Below are 16,388 nucleotides of genomic sequence, written 5' to 3'. Positions count from 1 at the left end.
GAGTTTTGATATGGTCAAAAAATAGAGAAAGGACTGTCAAATGCCGAATAACCACTTAAAACCCAAAATGAGATATACATCAAATTTTGTTATGTTTTTTTACTGAACCTTAAAAAAACATCAAAATGAAATTATCATAAAATTTCAAGACTTGACCAAAAGTGTACTCGCGAGTACACTTTCCAACACTCAACAACCCTGAATAATGGTTAAGCAAATAATGAGTAGCGCATGCCGTACCTATTGCTTTGTATTGGTTGCTTTTTTTTAGGATTCGGTGCGATTGGACTAATGAATTCCAACGCATCAACTTTAGACCTTTTTAGTGTTCAAGCTTTTTTTGAGCACCGTTCATTTACGCTTAACCATGTGACAATTCTGCTTTCCCGTCTGGGTGGCATGCCTTTTCTATTATTTTTAACGACATTTTTGTGTATTTACCAAATCTGGATTAAAAATTATAGAAATGTGACATTCATCGCTTTAAGTGTGAGCGGCAGTATTGTGATTGGTTGGCTTCTGAAATGGAGCATTGATCGGCCGAGACCAATGGAGTTTTATCACTTGGTTCAAAGTTATGGCGCATCCTTCCCAAGTGCCCATAGCGTTTATGCTGCAACCCTTGCGAGTTTAGCCATGTTGTTATGTCGACAACATAAATATCGCACCAGTGTCATTTTAGTATCTACTTTGTGGTTTATTTTCATGGGGATATCTAGAGTTTACGCGGGGGTTCACTACCCGACCGACGTTCTTGCCGGTTGGGGAATTGGGTTGATTTGGACTGCATTGCTTTGGTTTGGGCTGTATCAAAGCACTTTCAGCAACAATTTGTTTTTAGATAAAAAATCTAAATTGAGGTGGAATAATGATGTCGGCTAAGCTTTGGGCTCCTGCCCTAACTGCTTGCGCATTAGCAACAAGCATTGCGCTTGTTGGTTGTAGCAAAGATCCTAAAGATGCACAGCAAGCTGCTGCTGCTCAAAAAATGCCACCTCCAGAAGTTGGTGTCATTGTTGCTCAACCACAAAGCGTTGAACAGAATGTCGAACTGTCAGGTCGAACCTCTGCTTATCAAGTTTCAGAAGTTCGTCCGCAAACAGGCGGCGTTATTTTAAAACGATTATTTGCTGAAGGTAGCTACGTTCAGGCTGGTCAAGCACTCTATCAAATTGATGCAAACACCAACCGTGCGACTGCAGACAATGCACGTGCGGCTTTATTACGTCAACAAGCGAACTTAAATGCTTTACGCGTAAAAGAAGGCCGTTATCGTCAACTTGTAGGAACCAATGCGGTTTCTAAACAAGAATATGACGATATCAATGCTCAGGTAAAATTGGCCGAAGCAGATGTAGCAGCGTCTCAAGCAGCATTGAAAAATGCTGAGATTACTTTGGGCTACTCAACTGTTCGTGCACCAATTTCTGGTCAGTCTAGCCGTTCTTCGGTGACACCAGGTGCATTGGTAACTGCAAATCAGGCCGATCCATTGGTAACGATTCAACAGCTTGATCCAATCTATGTTGATATCAATCAATCAAGTGCTGAGTTATTACGTCTTCGTCAACAACTGAGCAAAGGCAGCTTGAATAATAGTAACAATACCCGTGTCAAAATCACGCTTGAAGATGGGTCTGAATACCCTGTAGAAGGCCAGTTGGCATTCTCTGATGCAAGTGTGAATCCAGATACAGGTACTGTGACTTTACGTGCAGTCTTCTCGAATCCAAACCATTTATTATTACCAGGTATGTATGCAACTGCCAAGATTTCGCAAGGGATTTTGCCAAATGCTTACCTGATTCCACAAGCAGCGGTATCTCGTTTACCAACAGGACAAGCAATTGCAATGGTTGTAAATGCTAAAGGTGCGATTGAAACCCGTCCGATCACAACTGCTGGTGTGAAAGGTCAGGACTGGATTGTGACAAATGGCCTACAGGCTGGTGATAAAGTTGTTGTTGATGGTGTCGCTAAGGTCAAAGAAGGACAGGAAGTGTCTGTAAAACCTTATCAACCAAAAGCAGCTGAAGGTCAAAATGCAGCGCCAAAAGCAGCTGAACAACAAAAGCAAGCCAACTCACCAAAAGCTGAACAAAAAGCAACTTCAGAAGCTTAAGGGGTAGATTGCATGGCTCAATTCTTTATCCATCGCCCAATTTTCGCTTGGGTGATTGCACTGGTCATTATGTTGGCGGGTATTATCACGCTTACAAAAATGCCAGTTGCACAATATCCGACAATTGCCCCCCCCACGGTAACGATCTCTGCGACTTATCCTGGGGCTTCTGCTCAAACTGTTGAAAATACCGTTACCCAGATCATTGAACAACAAATGAATGGTCTTGATGGTTTACGTTACATTTCATCGAACAGTGCGGGTAATGGTCAAGCATCAATTAACTTGAACTTCGAACAAGGTATCGATCCTGATATCGCACAGGTTCAGGTTCAAAATAAACTGCAATCTGCAACAGCGCTTTTACCTGAAGACGTACAACGTCAGGGTGTAAAAGTCACCAAGTCTGGTGCCAGCTTCTTGCAGGTGATTGCATTCTATTCTCCAGATAACACGCTTTCTGCATCTGACATTAAAGACTATGTAAACTCAAACATTTCTGAACCGCTTAGCCGTGTTGCAGGTGTGGGTGAACTTCAAGTTTTTGGTGGCTCATATGCGATGCGTATCTGGTTAGATCCAGCCAAACTAACGAGCTTCAACCTGACACCAACTGATGTTGCAACCGCAATTCGTGCACAAAACTCGCAAGTTGCAGTCGGTCAGCTCGGTGGTGCGCCATCAACAGCTGGTCAAGTTCTGAATGCGACAGTGAATGCACAAAGCATGTTGCAAACACCTGAGCAATTCAAAAACATCTTCCTGAAAAATGCATCAGATGGTGCACAGGTTCGTTTAGGTGATGTTGCGCGTGTAGAACTGGGTTCAGATAACTATCAATTTGATTCGAAGTTCAACGGTAGCCCTGCGGGTGGTGTTGCAATCAAACTTGCAACAGGTGCCAACGCACTTGATACCGCAGCAGCTGTTGAAAAACGTTTATCTGAGTTACGTCATAACTATCCAGCTGGTCTAAAAGACAAGCTTGCTTATGACACGACACCATTTATTCGTCTGTCAATTGAGAGTGTTGTACATACACTGATTGAAGCAGTGGTCTTGGTATTCATCGTCATGTTCCTGTTCTTGCAGAACTGGCGCGCAACGATTATTCCAACACTGGCTGTACCTGTAGTTGTACTCGGTACATTTGCAGTCATTAATATTTTCGGTTTCTCGATTAACACCTTGACCATGTTCGCCATGGTACTTGCCATCGGTCTTCTGGTGGATGATGCCATCGTTGTGGTCGAGAACGTTGAACGGGTAATGCAAGAAGAACATCTGGAACCTATTCCTGCGACTGAAAAGTCAATGAGTCAGATTTCTGGTGCTCTGGTGGGTATTACCAGTGTATTAACAGCGGTATTCGTACCAATGGCATTCTTTAGTGGTACGACTGGGGTAATTTACCGTCAGTTCTCTATCACGTTGGTTACGGCGATGATCCTTTCCTTGATCGTAGCATTGACCTTTACCCCTGCCCTGTGTGCGACCCTGTTAAAGCAACATGATCCAAACAAAGAAGAAAGCAATAACATTTTTGCGCGTTTCTTCCGTTGGTTTAACCGTAGCTTCGAAAAAGTTGCAGAGAAATACCAAGGTGGTGTCAATCGCATGACACACCACAAGTTATTCTCTGGGGTACTTTATATTGCGGTAATCGCAGCTTTGGTCGGCATCTACAAAATGTTGCCATCTTCATTCTTGCCAGAAGAAGACCAAGGTGTGGTCATGACTTTAGTTCAGTTACCACCGAGCGCAAGCTTGGAACGTACAGATAAAGTCATTGATACCATGACGGGCTACTTCCTGAATAAAGAAAAAGACAGTGTAGATTCAATCTTTACCGTTGCTGGTTTCTCATTCACGGGGGTGGGTCAAAACGCGGGTCTTGCCTTTATTAAGTTAAAAGACTGGAGCGAGCGTACATCGCCTGAATCACAGATCGGTGCCATTATTCAACGTGGTATGGCATTGAACATGATTGTGAAAGATGCATCGTACATCATGCCATTACAGTTACCTGCAATGCCTGAATTGGGTGTCGCGTCTGGTTTCGATATCCAGCTGAAAGATGTAAGCGGTCAAGGCCATGAGAAACTGATTGCTGCACGTAATGCAGTATTAGGTATGGCATCACAAGACAAACGTCTTGCAGGTGTGCGTCCAAATGGTCAAGAAGATACACCACAGTACCAAATCACGATTGATCAAGCACAAGCTGGTGCAATGGGTATCAGCCTTGCAGATATTAACACGACCATGAGCATGGCTTGGGGTGGTTCATATATCAATGACTTCGTTGACCGTGGTCGTGTGAAGAAAGTTTATGTTCAGGGTGAAGCGAATACTCGCATGATGCCTGAAGATTTGAACAAGTGGTATGTACGTAATAACAAAGGTGAAATGGTTCCATTCTCTGGTTTTGCCAAGGGTGAATGGACTTATGGTTCTCCTCGTCTAGAGCGTTATAACGGCGTATCATCGGTGAATATCCAAGGTACACCTGCACCGGGCGTCAGCTCTGGTGATGCAATGATCGCCATGGAAGAAATCATTGGTAAGTTACCGTCAATGGGCTTAACAGGTTTCGACTATGAATGGAGTGGTTTATCTTTAGAAGAACGTGATTCTGGTAGCCAGACAGCGCCATTATTGGTTCTTTCATTATTGATCGTATTCCTGTGTCTTGCTGCCTTATATGAAAGCTGGTCAGTACCTGTGTCTGTGTTACTGGTTGTACCATTAGGTATTGTCGGTGCATTCACATTGACTTGGTTAGGTATGATTATTAAAGGAGATCCAAACTTATCCTTTAACATCTACTTCCAGGTTGCGATTGTTGCGGTAATTGGTCTTTCAGCGAAGAACGCCATTCTGATCGTAGAGTTCGCCAAAGAATTGCAAGAACAAGGTGAAGACCTGTTTGAAGCAACCTTACATGCGGCGAAAATGCGTTTGCGTCCAATCATCATGACGACCCTTGCTTTTGGTTTTGGTGTATTGCCATTAGCCCTTGCAAGCGGTGCGGGTGCTGGTAGCCAACACTCGGTTGGTTATGGTGTACTGGGTGGTGTAATTTCTTCAACACTTTTAGGTATCTTCTTCATCCCTGTATTCTTCGTGTGGATTCGTAGTATCTTTAAGTACAAACCTAAAACTTTAAATACTCAGGAGCATTGATCGTGATGCAAACTGTATGGTCTATTTCCAGTCGTGGCATTGCAATCTCTGCACTCGCGCTATCTTTGGCTGCCTGCCAAAGCATGCGCGGGCCAGAGCCTGTTGTAAGCTCAGATGTTCCTGAAAGCTTCGCCTCTTATGGCAATGCTTCTGGAAAATCAATCGCTGAACAAGGTTACAAAGATTTCTTTGCTGACCAGCGCTTACTTCAAGTGATTGATATGGCGCTTGCCAATAACCGTGATTTACGTACTGCTACTTTGAATATCCAAAAAGCTCAGCAGCAATACCAGATCTCGGAAAACAACCAGTTGCCAACTATTGGGGCAAGTGGTAGTGCTGTTCGTCAGGTCACCCCTACCCGTGATCCAAACAACCCGTATTCAACCTATCAGGTTGGCTTAGGTCTGACTTCTTATGAGCTAGACTTCTGGGGTCGTGTACGCAGCCTGAAAGATGCAGCACTAGATAGCTATCTCGCGACACAAAGTTCACGTGATGCAACGCAAATCAGCTTAATTGGTCAAGTCACTCAGGCTTGGTTAACTTACTCATTTGCAAGTGCACAACTTAAACTTGCGGATCAGACGCTAAAAGCACAACAAGATTCGTTTAACCTGAACAAAAAACGTTTTGATGTCGGTATTGATAGTGAAATTCCTGTGCGTCAGGCACAGATTTCAGTTGAAACAGCACGTAATGATGTTGCCAACTACAAAACCCAGATTGCTCAGGCACAAAACTTGTTGAACTTACTGGTGGGCCAGCAGGTTCCTCAGAATCTGTTACCGCAACAGCAAGTTGCACGTATCACCAAACAAGGTGTATTAAGCGCTGGTTTACCAAGTGACCTACTGAACAACCGTCCAGATGTCAAAGCATCTGAATACCAGTTAAGTGCTGCGGGTGCGAATATTGGTGCTGCGAAAGCACAACTGTTCCCAACCATTAGCCTCACTGGTTCTGCGGGTTATGCATCGACTGACTTGAGTGATTTATTCAAATCAGCCAATGGTCTCTGGTCAATTGGCCCAAGTCTGAATATTCCAATCTTCGACTGGGGTACACGTAAGGCCAATATCAAAATCTCTGAAACAGATCAGAAAATTGCACTGTCTAACTATGAAAAGTCAGTACAGTCAGCTTTCCGTGAAGTGAATGATGCATTGGCTACACGTGCTAACATTGGTGATCGTTTAACCGCTCAACGCCGTTTGGTTGATGCGACCAATACGACCTATAAACTTTCAAATGCCCGCTTCCGTGCTGGTATTGATAGTTACCTGACTGTGTTAGATGCTCAGCGTTCTGCTTACTCAGCGGAACAAGGTTTGTTGTTATTACAACAAGCTGACCTGAACAATCAGGTTGAACTTTACAAAACGCTTGGTGGCGGCTTAAAAGCATCGACCAGCGAGACTGTAACGCATCAACCTTCAAGCTCAGAACAGCACTACGCAAAATAATTTGATTTTGCAGACAAAAAAGCTCACTTCGGTGAGCTTTTTTATTGCAACAATTGCGAATATTTCTTATCTTCAAAGACTGAAATATTGATGATTTAGAAAAATACTATGTTACTGAGCAGTTTAGAATCTGTACCTGGCCATGAAATTTTACGTCAACTTGATGTGGTTTATGGCAGCACCGTCCGCAGTAAGCATGTCGGACGAGACCTGATGGCTGGTTTAAAAAATATCGTCGGTGGTGAACTGACAGGCTATACCGAGCTACTAGAAGAATCACGCCAAGAAGCGACCCAACGTATGATTGATAAGGCACAAGCTTTAGGTGCCAATGCCATTGTCGGAATTCGTTTCTCGACATCGAATATTGCTCAAGGTGCATCTGAATTATTTGTTTATGGAACGGCGGTCGTGGTTCAGCCTGTTGCACCTAAACTCCCAGATCCATTCGGTGCATAGGCAATCGTATGGAAGGATTAATTTTTCAGATTGTTCTTTTTCTGATTCTCTTTGCTGTGGGTTGGGGCTTTGGTCGCCATATCGAGCAAAAACACTTACGTGAACTGGATGAAAAAGAACGACAGTTCGCCCATATTCGGATTGATACCAATCGCTTTGTACAAACCACAGCATCTGGACAAATGATCAGCAGTAATGTGGTGATCTCTCATGATTATTTTAAATATGTACTGGCATCCATTCGAAACTTTTTTGGTGGTCGTCTGGTCAGCTATGAAAGTGTCGTTGAGCGTGCACGCCGTGAAGCAGTAATCCGACTCAAGCAGGAAGCACATACCATGGGTGCCAAACAAATTATGGGAGTTCGCCTTAGTACCACAGAATTAGGGATGCAAGGTGGCATGGTTGAAGTGTTTGCTTATGGTACAGCCATCATAGAATAAGCCATGCTCTTCTGGAGGTTTGCTTCAGTCGCCTATTTGAGAATTATCGTAGTACCCACGCATAAAAAATGCCTCGAATCATGAGGCATTTTTATCACTTCGATTTTCAGGTTAATGAAATAAAACGATCGCCTTTTGTAAAGTAAACCAAATGCCTGCCAGCAAAGGTAGGCCAACAACCAGCCAAGCCAGTACCACAGTAATTGTCTTGGAAGGTGTATGTGCTACATCATGATTCAGACTTAAATCTTGCGGTAATTTCTCATGTGCCAAAGCCTTCTCAGCAGCCAATTCAGCCTCTGTCATGTATTTATCGTCATCAACTGGTTTGACCATTAAATTGAGTACAAATCCAATGGCTAGCATAGCCGCCAAAATATACATCGTCGTATCATACGATTGCGCTTGAGCTACGCCATGGGCCAGTTGATAATCTCGAATATTGGTAATGAGTAAAGTTCCCAATACACCAGCCACAGACCACGCTGTTAGCAAACGCCCATGAATTGCCCCGACCATTTGTGTACCAAAAATATCCGCCAGATAAGCAGGTACTGTGGCAAATCCTCCGCCATACATTGACAGAATGACGCAGAAAGCTAAAACGAATAAAGGTAAATTTTCCGCATGAGCCAGTTGTGGAATCGAAACGTATAATAAGAAGCCTAAGGCTAGAAAAATGAAATAGGTATTTTTACGACCAATAAAATCCGATGCAGATGCCCAGAAGAAACGTCCACCAATATTAAACAATGACAGCAAACCAGTGAAACCCGCGGCAAAGGTTGCAATCTGCATTTTTTGTTCTGTGTTTAATTCATTGATACCGATCTCTAAACCGATCAGACGCCCACCAAACACTTCCTGCAACAACGGAGAAGCCATCGCTAAAATGCCAATACCCGCCGAAACATTTAAGCACAGTACGCCCCAAATCAGCCAAAACTGCTTGGTTTTCCATGCCTTATTTAAATGTACATGACGACTGGTGACCAAAGCATTCGCCTGAGTTGCTACTGGCTGCCAACCACTCGGTTTCCAATTTGAAGGCGGAATCCGATAACCGAATGCGCCTCCCATCATAAAAACAAAATAAATAGCGGCCAATACCAGAAAGGTTTGCCATACCCCCACAGAAATATCGGTCGCGAAGAATTTCATCAACTGATCCGCGAGCGGCGCACCAATCATGGCACCGCCACCAAAGCCCATAATGGCAAGACCTGTTGCTAAACCTCGACGATCTGGGAACCACTTAATCAGGGTAGATACAGGTGAAATATAACCCAGCCCAAGCCCGATCCCTCCTATTCCACCGCCCAGCCACAATAGCCACAACTGATGCGTATATACACCTAGCGCAGCCAAGATCAAGCCACCCGCCCAACAAAATGCGGCAACCACACCCGCCTTACGCGGTCCTGCATGTTCAAGCCAGCCACCAAACAAAAATGCGGATGAACCTAAAAATACAAAAAATAAGGTGTACATGATGCTTAGCGTAGACACGCTCCAGTCACAGGTCGTGGTGAACAGTTGTTCAAGCAAACCTATATCTTTACATTCAATCGGCGCATCTATTCCCAGAGCTTTGGACAAGGGTAACCAGAATACGGAAAAACCATATGCCATACCAATACTGAGATGAATTGCCAGTGCGGCAGGTGGTAGCAGCCAACGATTATAGCCCGCGTGGGCAATCGTACGTTCCTTGGCTAAAAGTGAAAGTTGTCGTTCCATGTACAGTCTCCATGCCTTCACGGTTAAACAGAGGCAAGCTTTTTTAGTTTTCGTTCTGGCAGCGGCTAAAGCTTATTCTTAAGCTCTGTACGATGTCGTTATGTTTGGGTAAAGATCAACCTACCGATTGTGCATAACATCTATGATTTTGATCAAACAGCTTTTACCAATAAAAAATAAAGAAATAATTTAATAATTTTAAAAAATCCTGTGTCATGCACAGGATTCTTTGCTCTACTCTGCAAAAATTGCTTGCCAATAGTGATAGGTTTTCTCTTCGCCATTCTCTAGCTTGAACTCATACGACATCTGACGGGTTTCAGCAATTTCACATTCAACAGGATGTTTGAATAAACCACCCGCATAAGCAAAGCTATGATATTCGCCATTTTCACCACAGACATCCACGCCCGCTGGCATACGCTCAATCAAAGCTGCATCAATATCCTGCCCGATAAAGGATTCATCAAGTTTGCTGGCATCCGTCACAATGATTTTGGTTTTAATACCTGAATCTAAAAAATCCTGCATTACCTCAGCCGAATTAAGATTCCATATCGGCTCAACCACTTCAATGCCTAAAGGATGCAAACGATCTTCACGATATTGACGTACATCGCTCAAGTAAATATCGCCAAAGATAAAATGTTCAACGCCTTGTGCTTTAAAGTGATTGGCAGCATCCAGCATGCGTTGTTCATATACAGGAAGGTTCTTTGGTAAAAACACAGCATAGAGCGGAATACCAATACTTTCAGCCTGCTTTTCTAGCAGCCGATGTGGAATCGCATGCATCGAAGATAACTCGGTTTCTTCATTCACGGTGGTCAATAAGGCGATGACCTCAAACTCATTTTGCTGTAAGACCTTATACAAGGCCAAAGAAGAGTCTTTACCACCGCTCCAGTTAAAAACAGCTTTTTTACGGCAATCTTCTGTCATTTCACTCTACCTTTCGCGTCTAACCGTCAGACCCGATTCTTCATTATTTCAGGCAACTACATAATACTTGTGACATATAAAAGCAACAATAAAGTTAAGCCGGCAAACACCCACATCACATGAGGCAAAATTTTTGGTTTCTTTTTAATCATAACTGGCAAGGCAACCAGACTAGCTAAAAAACTGATAAGTGCAGTTAACATAAAAATGAAGATTGCGGCATAGCCACTCCCCCCTTCAAAATCCGCCATATTAAACGTGAATAACCAGCTCAATCCTCCACCCATAACAATGCTGGCTGGTAATGCAAGTACCACATAGCCGACAATAGAGGCAATGGATACTCGAGAACCAGATACTGAATCGGACAAATTTTGGCTATCCTGCATTGCGGTTCCCTTTTAAAGCCACCATTTCCACACTCATTTCACTTTCATTTTGCGAATCATTTTATAGAGCAAGCTTGGCGATAAACGAGAAACCAGCACGCCCAGTTGTTCTTTTTTCCCACCAACCACAATGTACTCATCCCCTGCCATCAATGACTCCACCACACGCTCGGCAAATACATCGGCATCTAAACCATTTTCAATTGCTTCGTCTTGATGGCCTTGCGGTTTACCTTCGCCATTTAATGCATTGAATGAGACATTGGTTTTTACAAAACCCGGAAAGACTACTGAAACTTCTACACCATCATTCGATACTTCAGCACGCAAGCTATTGGCCCACATGTGAATAGCTGCTTTGGCTGCTGAATAAGTCGCGCGATATTGCGTACCGAGTAAGCCTGCAACACTGGATACAAACACCACACGGCCTGATTTTTGTTTCAGGAAAGTCGGCAATACCGTCTTGGTAAAGAACACTTGCGAAAAGTAATCAACTTCCATAATGGCGCGTTCAGTATGCATAGTCGTATCCTGAATCAAGGCACGCTGACTCAACCCTGCATTATTAATCAGCCAGTCAATCCGCCCTTTACTTGCCAGAACCTGTTCATGCGCATGGCGTACCTGAGCTTCATCGGTAATATCAGCAGCAATTGAAAGATGCTGTTCTGGCTTGAGTAAACCCACGCGTACCGCTTCCAGCTCATCGTAACGACGTGAAGTCAAAACCACCTGTGCACCTTGTAGTGCACATTCACGTGCCAGTGCTTTGCCTAAACCCGAAGAGGCACCCGTAATCCAGACCACTTTATTTTCAAGACTTTTCAGTTTTGCCATTTTTATATCCTGCCTATGCTGAATGGCGCATAAATTTGAGGAAGTAATCCACATATGTTGCAGCCAGTTGCTGATCAATCTGGGTACTTAATTTTTCCAAACGTTTATATCCCAGATGCGTAGTCATATTGATCACGCCATTTAAGGTTTTATCGACCACAAAATTGAACTTTAAACATTTTTTCGGTTCACGAATCAAGTGATCCACACCCGTATCAATTACTTCGGTGAGTAATTTAAGCGAATTTGAAATTTCATTGTGATCGCCATTGGCCAGTTTCTGGCTAGAGGCCTTGACCTGCTCTGCCAACGGTTGCTTGACAGGATAAGTCATATAAATGGTTTCATCTTCGATCTGTAAGGTTTTTGAAAGATATTCAACCAGAGGAATTAAACGATCATTGCCAAAAAATGAAATCGACCACGGCATATATTTACGAATCGCTTCCAGAATTTGCTGAATCACTTTTTCGGATTCACCTGTTTGCGAATATTGTTTATTTTCTTGTAATAGAACGATAAAAACCTGCTCAACGACTTCACAAGCCATTTCGGATAAGACACTCCCTAAAGCGCTAGCCTGACTTTCTTTATTTCCTTGTAATAATTGCGTTCGAATATGCGCAAACCTTGCGTAAGTGTCCGCATGAATATTTAAAAAAACGGCGGTGTTCATTCTAATAACCCTAATTGTTAGATTCCATAAAAAAGAGCTTGTTAAACAAGCCCTTTTATCAAATCTATTTTTCTATCATTTTTGGCGTTGTACCCGCCGAATTTATCACACTCTATTCTGTATCAACATGCATAAATGCTAAAAAATGGTTCACACAATCAGTTGCAGCATTGCTATCAACCTGATTGCTCATTTTTTCCAGACGTTTATAACTGAGATGGGCGGTCATATTAATCACGCCATTCAGGGTTTTATCCACCACCATATTAAAGTTGAGGCATTTTTTCGGTTCGCGGATCAAATTGGTCACCCCCAAATCGACAATCTGGATCAGGGTCTGGAAGACATCTACCATGTCGCTGATTTCATTATTCTTGAGTCTTGTCACCAAAGCATGTGCCTGTTGTACCAAGTGTCGATCGATCGGATAAGACACATAGACCTGCTCATCGTGATACTTGATCATATTGGAAAAATAATTAGCAAAGGGACATAAGCGTTCATTGCCAAATAAAGCAATCGACCAAGGCATATATTTACGTACAGCACCAATGATTTGCTGGATGACTTTTTCAGATTCAGCCGTATATTTTTGCGTGATCTGGGTCGGCTGGCGATTCTGGATGAGTAAGACTGAAAAAACTTGCTCAACAATATCACAGGCAATTTCAGACAGGACTTCACCCAGCATTCGTGCCTGACTTTCCGTTGTCCCCGCATTCAGTTGCTGGCGAATCGTTTCAAACTGTCCATGCGTAACTTCATTAATCTTCAATAGAATTGAATAACTCATGACCATCATCCCTTTTTAGTTTTCGCATTTTTATATTGTTGTTTTATGCATCAATATCTTTTAGTTATGTGATGCATTGCACATAAATTTAATCTTATTTGTTTAAAAATCCAACGCCTTTCATCGGTTTTATGAGAAAAAATCAAAGCTTATAAGTGCCTTATCAGGATTCAGCCCATCTTGCATCAATTAGGGGCATCATCCGTAAAAAAGCCGAATTCCTCCTCAAATAACAACTGGAATAAACCGTAATTGATACATTATTTGAGCGGCTTTACTGAATCAGCGATGACCTGCTGAAAGACCTACAGAAGCGAGGATTTTTTGCTACAATAGATGCAATTTTTTATTCAATTTTAATCTTCTGTACTATGACTGACGCTCAATCTGCTCAAAATATTGCAACCACTTACGATCCAACCGAGATCGAAAAGAAGTGGTATCAAATCTGGGAACAACAAGGTTACTTCAAGCCATCAGGTCAAGGTGAATCATTCTGTATCATGATTCCGCCGCCGAACGTCACGGGTAGCTTGCACATGGGTCATGGCTTTAACAATGCCATCATGGATGCCCTCACCCGCTACAACCGTATGATGGGTAAAAATACCCTATGGCAACCTGGTACTGACCACGCAGGTATTGCAACGCAGATGGTGGTAGAACGTCAGTTGGGCGCGCAAAACATCAGCCGTCATGACTTGGGCCGTGAAAAGTTCATCGAAAAAATCTGGGAATGGAAAGAACAATCAGGCGGTACGATTACGCGTCAGATTCGTCGTCTAGGCTCGTCTGTAGACTGGTCACGCGAACGTTTCACGATGGACGAAGGTTTATCGAATGCGGTGAAAGAAGTTTTCGTAAAACTGCATGAAGATGGCTTAATCTACCGTGGTAAACGTCTGGTTAACTGGGACCCAAAACTACAAACGGCCCTGTCTGACCTCGAAGTTGAGTCTGATAAAGAAGAAGCAGGTTCGTTGTGGCACTTCAAATATTTCTTTGAAGACAAGTCACTCCGTACCCACGATGGTAAAGATCACATCGTTGTGGCAACCACACGTCCTGAAACATTATTGGGTGATACTGCCGTTGCGGTTGCACTGGATGATGAACGCTATTCACATCTTGTGGGTCAGAACATTATCCTGCCAATTACAGGCCGTGCCGTTCCAATCGTTAAAGATGAATATGTTGATAAAGAATTTGGTACTGGCTGTGTAAAAATCACGCCTGCACACGACTTCAATGACTATGAAGTGGGTAAGCGTTGTGAATTGCCAATCATCAATATCTTCAATAAAAATGCAGAAGTTTTGGCTGAGTTTGAATACATTGCCAAAGCAGGCGAACAGATTTCTAAAACGATTGCTGCACCAGCAGACTATATCGGCTTAGAACGTTTTGAAGCGCGTAAGAAACTGGTTGAACAAGCAGAAGCTGAAGGTTGGTTAGATCAGATCCAGCCTTATACCTTGAAGCCACCTCGCGGTGACCGTTCTGGTGTGATCATTGAGCCATTATTAACTGACCAATGGTATGTGAAAATTGCGCCATTGGCAGAGCCTGCAATCGAAGCCGTAAAAGATGGGCGCATCAAGTTCGTTCCAGAGCAGTACAGCAACATGTACATGGCATGGATGAACAACATTCAGGACTGGTGTATTTCACGTCAGTTGTGGTGGGGTCACCGTATTCCAGCTTGGTACGATGCTGAAGGCAATGTATATGTAGGTCGTGACGAAGCTGAAGTTCGTGCCAAAAATAACATCCCAGCAAATACTGCTCTAAACCAGGATGAAGATGTATTGGATACATGGTTCTCATCTGCCCTCTGGACATTCTCAACCTTAGGTTGGACGGGTGATGCAGAGAAAGATGCTGCCAATGATTTCCTCAAAACCTTCCACCCGACTGATGTGTTGGTGACTGGTTTTGACATCATCTTCTTCTGGGTTGCGCGTATGATTATGATGACCCTGCACTTCATGAAAAATGAAGATGGTTCATCACAGATTCCATTCAAGACTGTTTACGTTCACGGCTTGGTACGTGATGGTGAAGGTCAGAAGATGTCTAAGTCTAAAGGTAACGTGCTTGACCCACTCGACCTGATTGACGGTATCGATCTTGAAAGCCTTGTTGCAAAACGTACCACAGGTTTGATGAATCCGAAACAAGCAGCGAAGATTGAGAAATCAACGCGTAAAGAATTCCCGGAAGGTATTCAGGCTTACGGTACAGATGCAGTTCGTTTCACCTTCTGTGCGCTTGCTAACACGGGTCGTGACATCAAGTTCGATATGAAGCGTGTTGAAGGTTACCGTAACTTCTGTAACAAGATCTGGAACGCGACCCGTTTCGTGTTGATGAATGTTGAAGGTCAAACTGTTGGTCAAGAAGCACGTCCTGATCTATGGGAACTGCCTGAACAATGGATCATGAGCCGTCTGCAAAAAGCAGAAGCTGCGGTGCACCAAGCATTCGCGACCTATCGTTTAGACCTTGCTGCACAAGCAATCTATGACTTTATCTGGAATGAATACTGTGACTGGTACGTTGAGTTAACCAAACCGGTTCTGAACGATGCCAATGTCTCAGAAGAGCGTAAAGCCGAAGTTCGCCGTGTATTACTTGCAGTAATGGAAGCATCTTTACGTTTGGCTCATCCATTGATGCCGTATTTGACTGAAGAAATCTGGCAAACGCTTGCGCCGATGTTAGGCAAAGGCGGCGCAACGATTATGACTGCGCAATACCCTGTTCCTGATCAAGCAAAAGTGAATGATCAAGCTGAAGCAGATATGCAGTGGTTACAAGGCCTGATTGGTGCGGTACGTAATATCCGTGGTGAAATGGGCTTAGGTAATGCACGTTTATTGCCAGTATTGTTGCAAAACACTTCTGATGCTGAACATGAGCAAATCACGCGTATCGAAGCGTTATTTAAAGCATTGGCGAAAGTTGAAAGTATTACTTTCTTGGCACAAGGCGAAGAACCACCGCTTTCATCTTCAAGTGTTGTGGGCCATGCATCTGTATTTGTACCAATGAAAGGCTTGATTGATCCTAAAGCTGAATTGGGTCGTTTGCAGAAGGACTTGGATAAAGTTCAAAAGCAACATGATCAAATTGCCAATAAACTTTCAAACGAAGGTTTCGTAGCGAAAGCACCAGCAGCGGTTGTTGAAGGTGAAAAAGTGAAATTGGCTGAGTTTGCTGATCAGTTAGCGAAAATTAAGCAAAGTATGGAGCAAATTGCTGCTTTGTAAAGTATTGTAATCTTATAATTAATATGTAATATAAAGGGCTAATTATTTAGCCCTTTATAT

At 43.2% G+C, this 16,388-nt stretch carries 13 protein-coding genes; 7 read left to right on the top strand and 6 right to left on the bottom strand.

The annotated features are described in order from the left end of the window. Positions 1–231 precede the first annotated feature (231 nt). The 6 genes from IEV36_RS05355 to IEV36_RS05330 all read left to right on the top strand — a co-directional run bounded on the left by IEV36_RS05355 (position 232) and on the right by IEV36_RS05330 (position 7,676). On the top strand, positions 232–882 hold the full coding sequence (locus tag IEV36_RS05355) for a phosphatase PAP2 family protein (RefSeq protein WP_005259234.1): 651 nt from the start codon (positions 232–234) through the stop codon (positions 880–882). Further along, positions 869–2,122 (top strand): efflux RND transporter periplasmic adaptor subunit, encoded by a 1,254-nt coding sequence (locus tag IEV36_RS05350; protein WP_005259236.1) that lies wholly within the window; start codon positions 869–871, stop codon positions 2,120–2,122. The genes IEV36_RS05355 and IEV36_RS05350 overlap by 14 nt, the downstream gene beginning before the upstream one ends. A gap of 12 nt (positions 2,123–2,134) precedes the next feature. Then, positions 2,135–5,308, top strand: coding sequence for an efflux RND transporter permease subunit (locus IEV36_RS05345; RefSeq protein ID WP_005259238.1), 3,174 nt, complete (start codon positions 2,135–2,137; stop codon positions 5,306–5,308). Positions 5,309–5,313: 5 nt separating this feature from the next. Further along, positions 5,314–6,774, top strand: coding sequence for a multidrug efflux RND transporter AdeIJK outer membrane channel subunit AdeK (gene adeK / locus IEV36_RS05340; RefSeq protein WP_004775217.1), 1,461 nt, complete (start codon positions 5,314–5,316; stop codon positions 6,772–6,774). A gap of 108 nt (positions 6,775–6,882) precedes the next feature. Next, positions 6,883–7,233 (top strand): YbjQ family protein, encoded by a 351-nt coding sequence (locus IEV36_RS05335; RefSeq protein WP_004775220.1) that lies wholly within the window; start codon positions 6,883–6,885, stop codon positions 7,231–7,233. Between the two features lie 8 nt (positions 7,234–7,241). Beyond that, positions 7,242–7,676 carry a YbjQ family protein gene (locus IEV36_RS05330; protein WP_005259241.1) on the top strand — a complete coding sequence of 145 codons (435 nt, stop codon included), beginning with the start codon at positions 7,242–7,244 and terminating at the stop codon, positions 7,674–7,676. Positions 7,677–7,787: 111 nt separating this feature from the next. On the opposite strand, the gene IEV36_RS05325 is transcribed toward IEV36_RS05330, so the two are convergent. The 6 genes from IEV36_RS05325 to IEV36_RS05300 all read right to left on the bottom strand — a co-directional run bounded on the left by IEV36_RS05325 (position 7,788) and on the right by IEV36_RS05300 (position 13,056). Further along, positions 7,788–9,416: an OFA family MFS transporter gene (locus IEV36_RS05325; RefSeq protein ID WP_005259242.1), complete on the bottom strand. Its 1,629-nt coding sequence runs from the start codon at positions 9,414–9,416 to the stop codon at positions 7,788–7,790. Between the two features lie 234 nt (positions 9,417–9,650). Further along, a complete protein-coding gene (locus IEV36_RS05320) occupies positions 9,651–10,358 on the bottom strand; it encodes a Dph6-related ATP pyrophosphatase (RefSeq protein WP_005259243.1) in 708 nt (235 codons plus the stop codon). A 56-nt stretch (positions 10,359–10,414) separates the two neighbouring features. Continuing rightward, the gene (locus IEV36_RS05315; protein ID WP_005259248.1) at positions 10,415–10,747 is read right to left on the bottom strand and encodes a hypothetical protein; all 333 of its coding nucleotides are present in this window, start codon (positions 10,745–10,747) and stop codon (positions 10,415–10,417) included. A 33-nt stretch (positions 10,748–10,780) separates the two neighbouring features. After that, positions 10,781–11,587 (bottom strand): SDR family NAD(P)-dependent oxidoreductase, encoded by an 807-nt coding sequence (locus tag IEV36_RS05310; RefSeq protein WP_005259249.1) that lies wholly within the window; start codon positions 11,585–11,587, stop codon positions 10,781–10,783. Between the two features lie 13 nt (positions 11,588–11,600). Beyond that, positions 11,601–12,263, bottom strand: coding sequence for a hypothetical protein (locus IEV36_RS05305; RefSeq protein WP_004775229.1), 663 nt, complete (start codon positions 12,261–12,263; stop codon positions 11,601–11,603). Between the two features lie 112 nt (positions 12,264–12,375). Next, positions 12,376–13,056: a hypothetical protein gene (locus tag IEV36_RS05300; RefSeq protein ID WP_005259250.1), complete on the bottom strand. Its 681-nt coding sequence runs from the start codon at positions 13,054–13,056 to the stop codon at positions 12,376–12,378. Between the two features lie 371 nt (positions 13,057–13,427). Here IEV36_RS05300 and IEV36_RS05295 point away from each other — a divergent pair, with 371 nt between their 5' ends. Further along, a complete protein-coding gene (locus IEV36_RS05295) occupies positions 13,428–16,328 on the top strand; it encodes a valine--tRNA ligase (RefSeq protein ID WP_005259251.1) in 2,901 nt (966 codons plus the stop codon). Positions 16,329–16,388: the final 60 nt, after the last annotated feature.

The sequence above is a fragment of the Acinetobacter vivianii genome (assembly GCF_014635885.1).
In the GTDB taxonomy this organism is placed as follows: Bacteria; Pseudomonadota; Gammaproteobacteria; order Pseudomonadales; family Moraxellaceae; genus Acinetobacter; species Acinetobacter vivianii.
This window is presented reverse-complemented; position numbering and strand designations above follow the sequence as displayed.

What these genes read in the sequence shown, in the direction of transcription:
- IEV36_RS05355 (WP_005259234.1), top strand. Translation starts at nt 232, where the DNA reads ATGCCGTACCTATTGCTTTGTATTGGTTGCTTTTTTTTAGGATTCGGT.
- IEV36_RS05350 (WP_005259236.1), top strand. Translation starts at nt 869, where the DNA reads ATGATGTCGGCTAAGCTTTGGGCTCCTGCCCTAACTGCTTGCGCATTA.
- IEV36_RS05345 (WP_005259238.1), top strand. Translation starts at nt 2,135, where the DNA reads ATGGCTCAATTCTTTATCCATCGCCCAATTTTCGCTTGGGTGATTGCA.
- adeK (WP_004775217.1), top strand. Translation starts at nt 5,314, where the DNA reads ATGCAAACTGTATGGTCTATTTCCAGTCGTGGCATTGCAATCTCTGCA.
- IEV36_RS05335 (WP_004775220.1), top strand. Translation starts at nt 6,883, where the DNA reads ATGTTACTGAGCAGTTTAGAATCTGTACCTGGCCATGAAATTTTACGT.
- IEV36_RS05330 (WP_005259241.1), top strand. Translation starts at nt 7,242, where the DNA reads ATGGAAGGATTAATTTTTCAGATTGTTCTTTTTCTGATTCTCTTTGCT.
- IEV36_RS05325 (WP_005259242.1), bottom strand. Translation starts at nt 9,416, where the DNA reads ATGGAACGACAACTTTCACTTTTAGCCAAGGAACGTACGATTGCCCAC.
- IEV36_RS05320 (WP_005259243.1), bottom strand. Translation starts at nt 10,358, where the DNA reads ATGACAGAAGATTGCCGTAAAAAAGCTGTTTTTAACTGGAGCGGTGGT.
- IEV36_RS05315 (WP_005259248.1), bottom strand. Translation starts at nt 10,747, where the DNA reads ATGCAGGATAGCCAAAATTTGTCCGATTCAGTATCTGGTTCTCGAGTA.
- IEV36_RS05310 (WP_005259249.1), bottom strand. Translation starts at nt 11,587, where the DNA reads ATGGCAAAACTGAAAAGTCTTGAAAATAAAGTGGTCTGGATTACGGGT.
- IEV36_RS05305 (WP_004775229.1), bottom strand. Translation starts at nt 12,263, where the DNA reads ATGAACACCGCCGTTTTTTTAAATATTCATGCGGACACTTACGCAAGG.
- IEV36_RS05300 (WP_005259250.1), bottom strand. Translation starts at nt 13,056, where the DNA reads ATGAGTTATTCAATTCTATTGAAGATTAATGAAGTTACGCATGGACAG.
- IEV36_RS05295 (WP_005259251.1), top strand. Translation starts at nt 13,428, where the DNA reads ATGACTGACGCTCAATCTGCTCAAAATATTGCAACCACTTACGATCCA.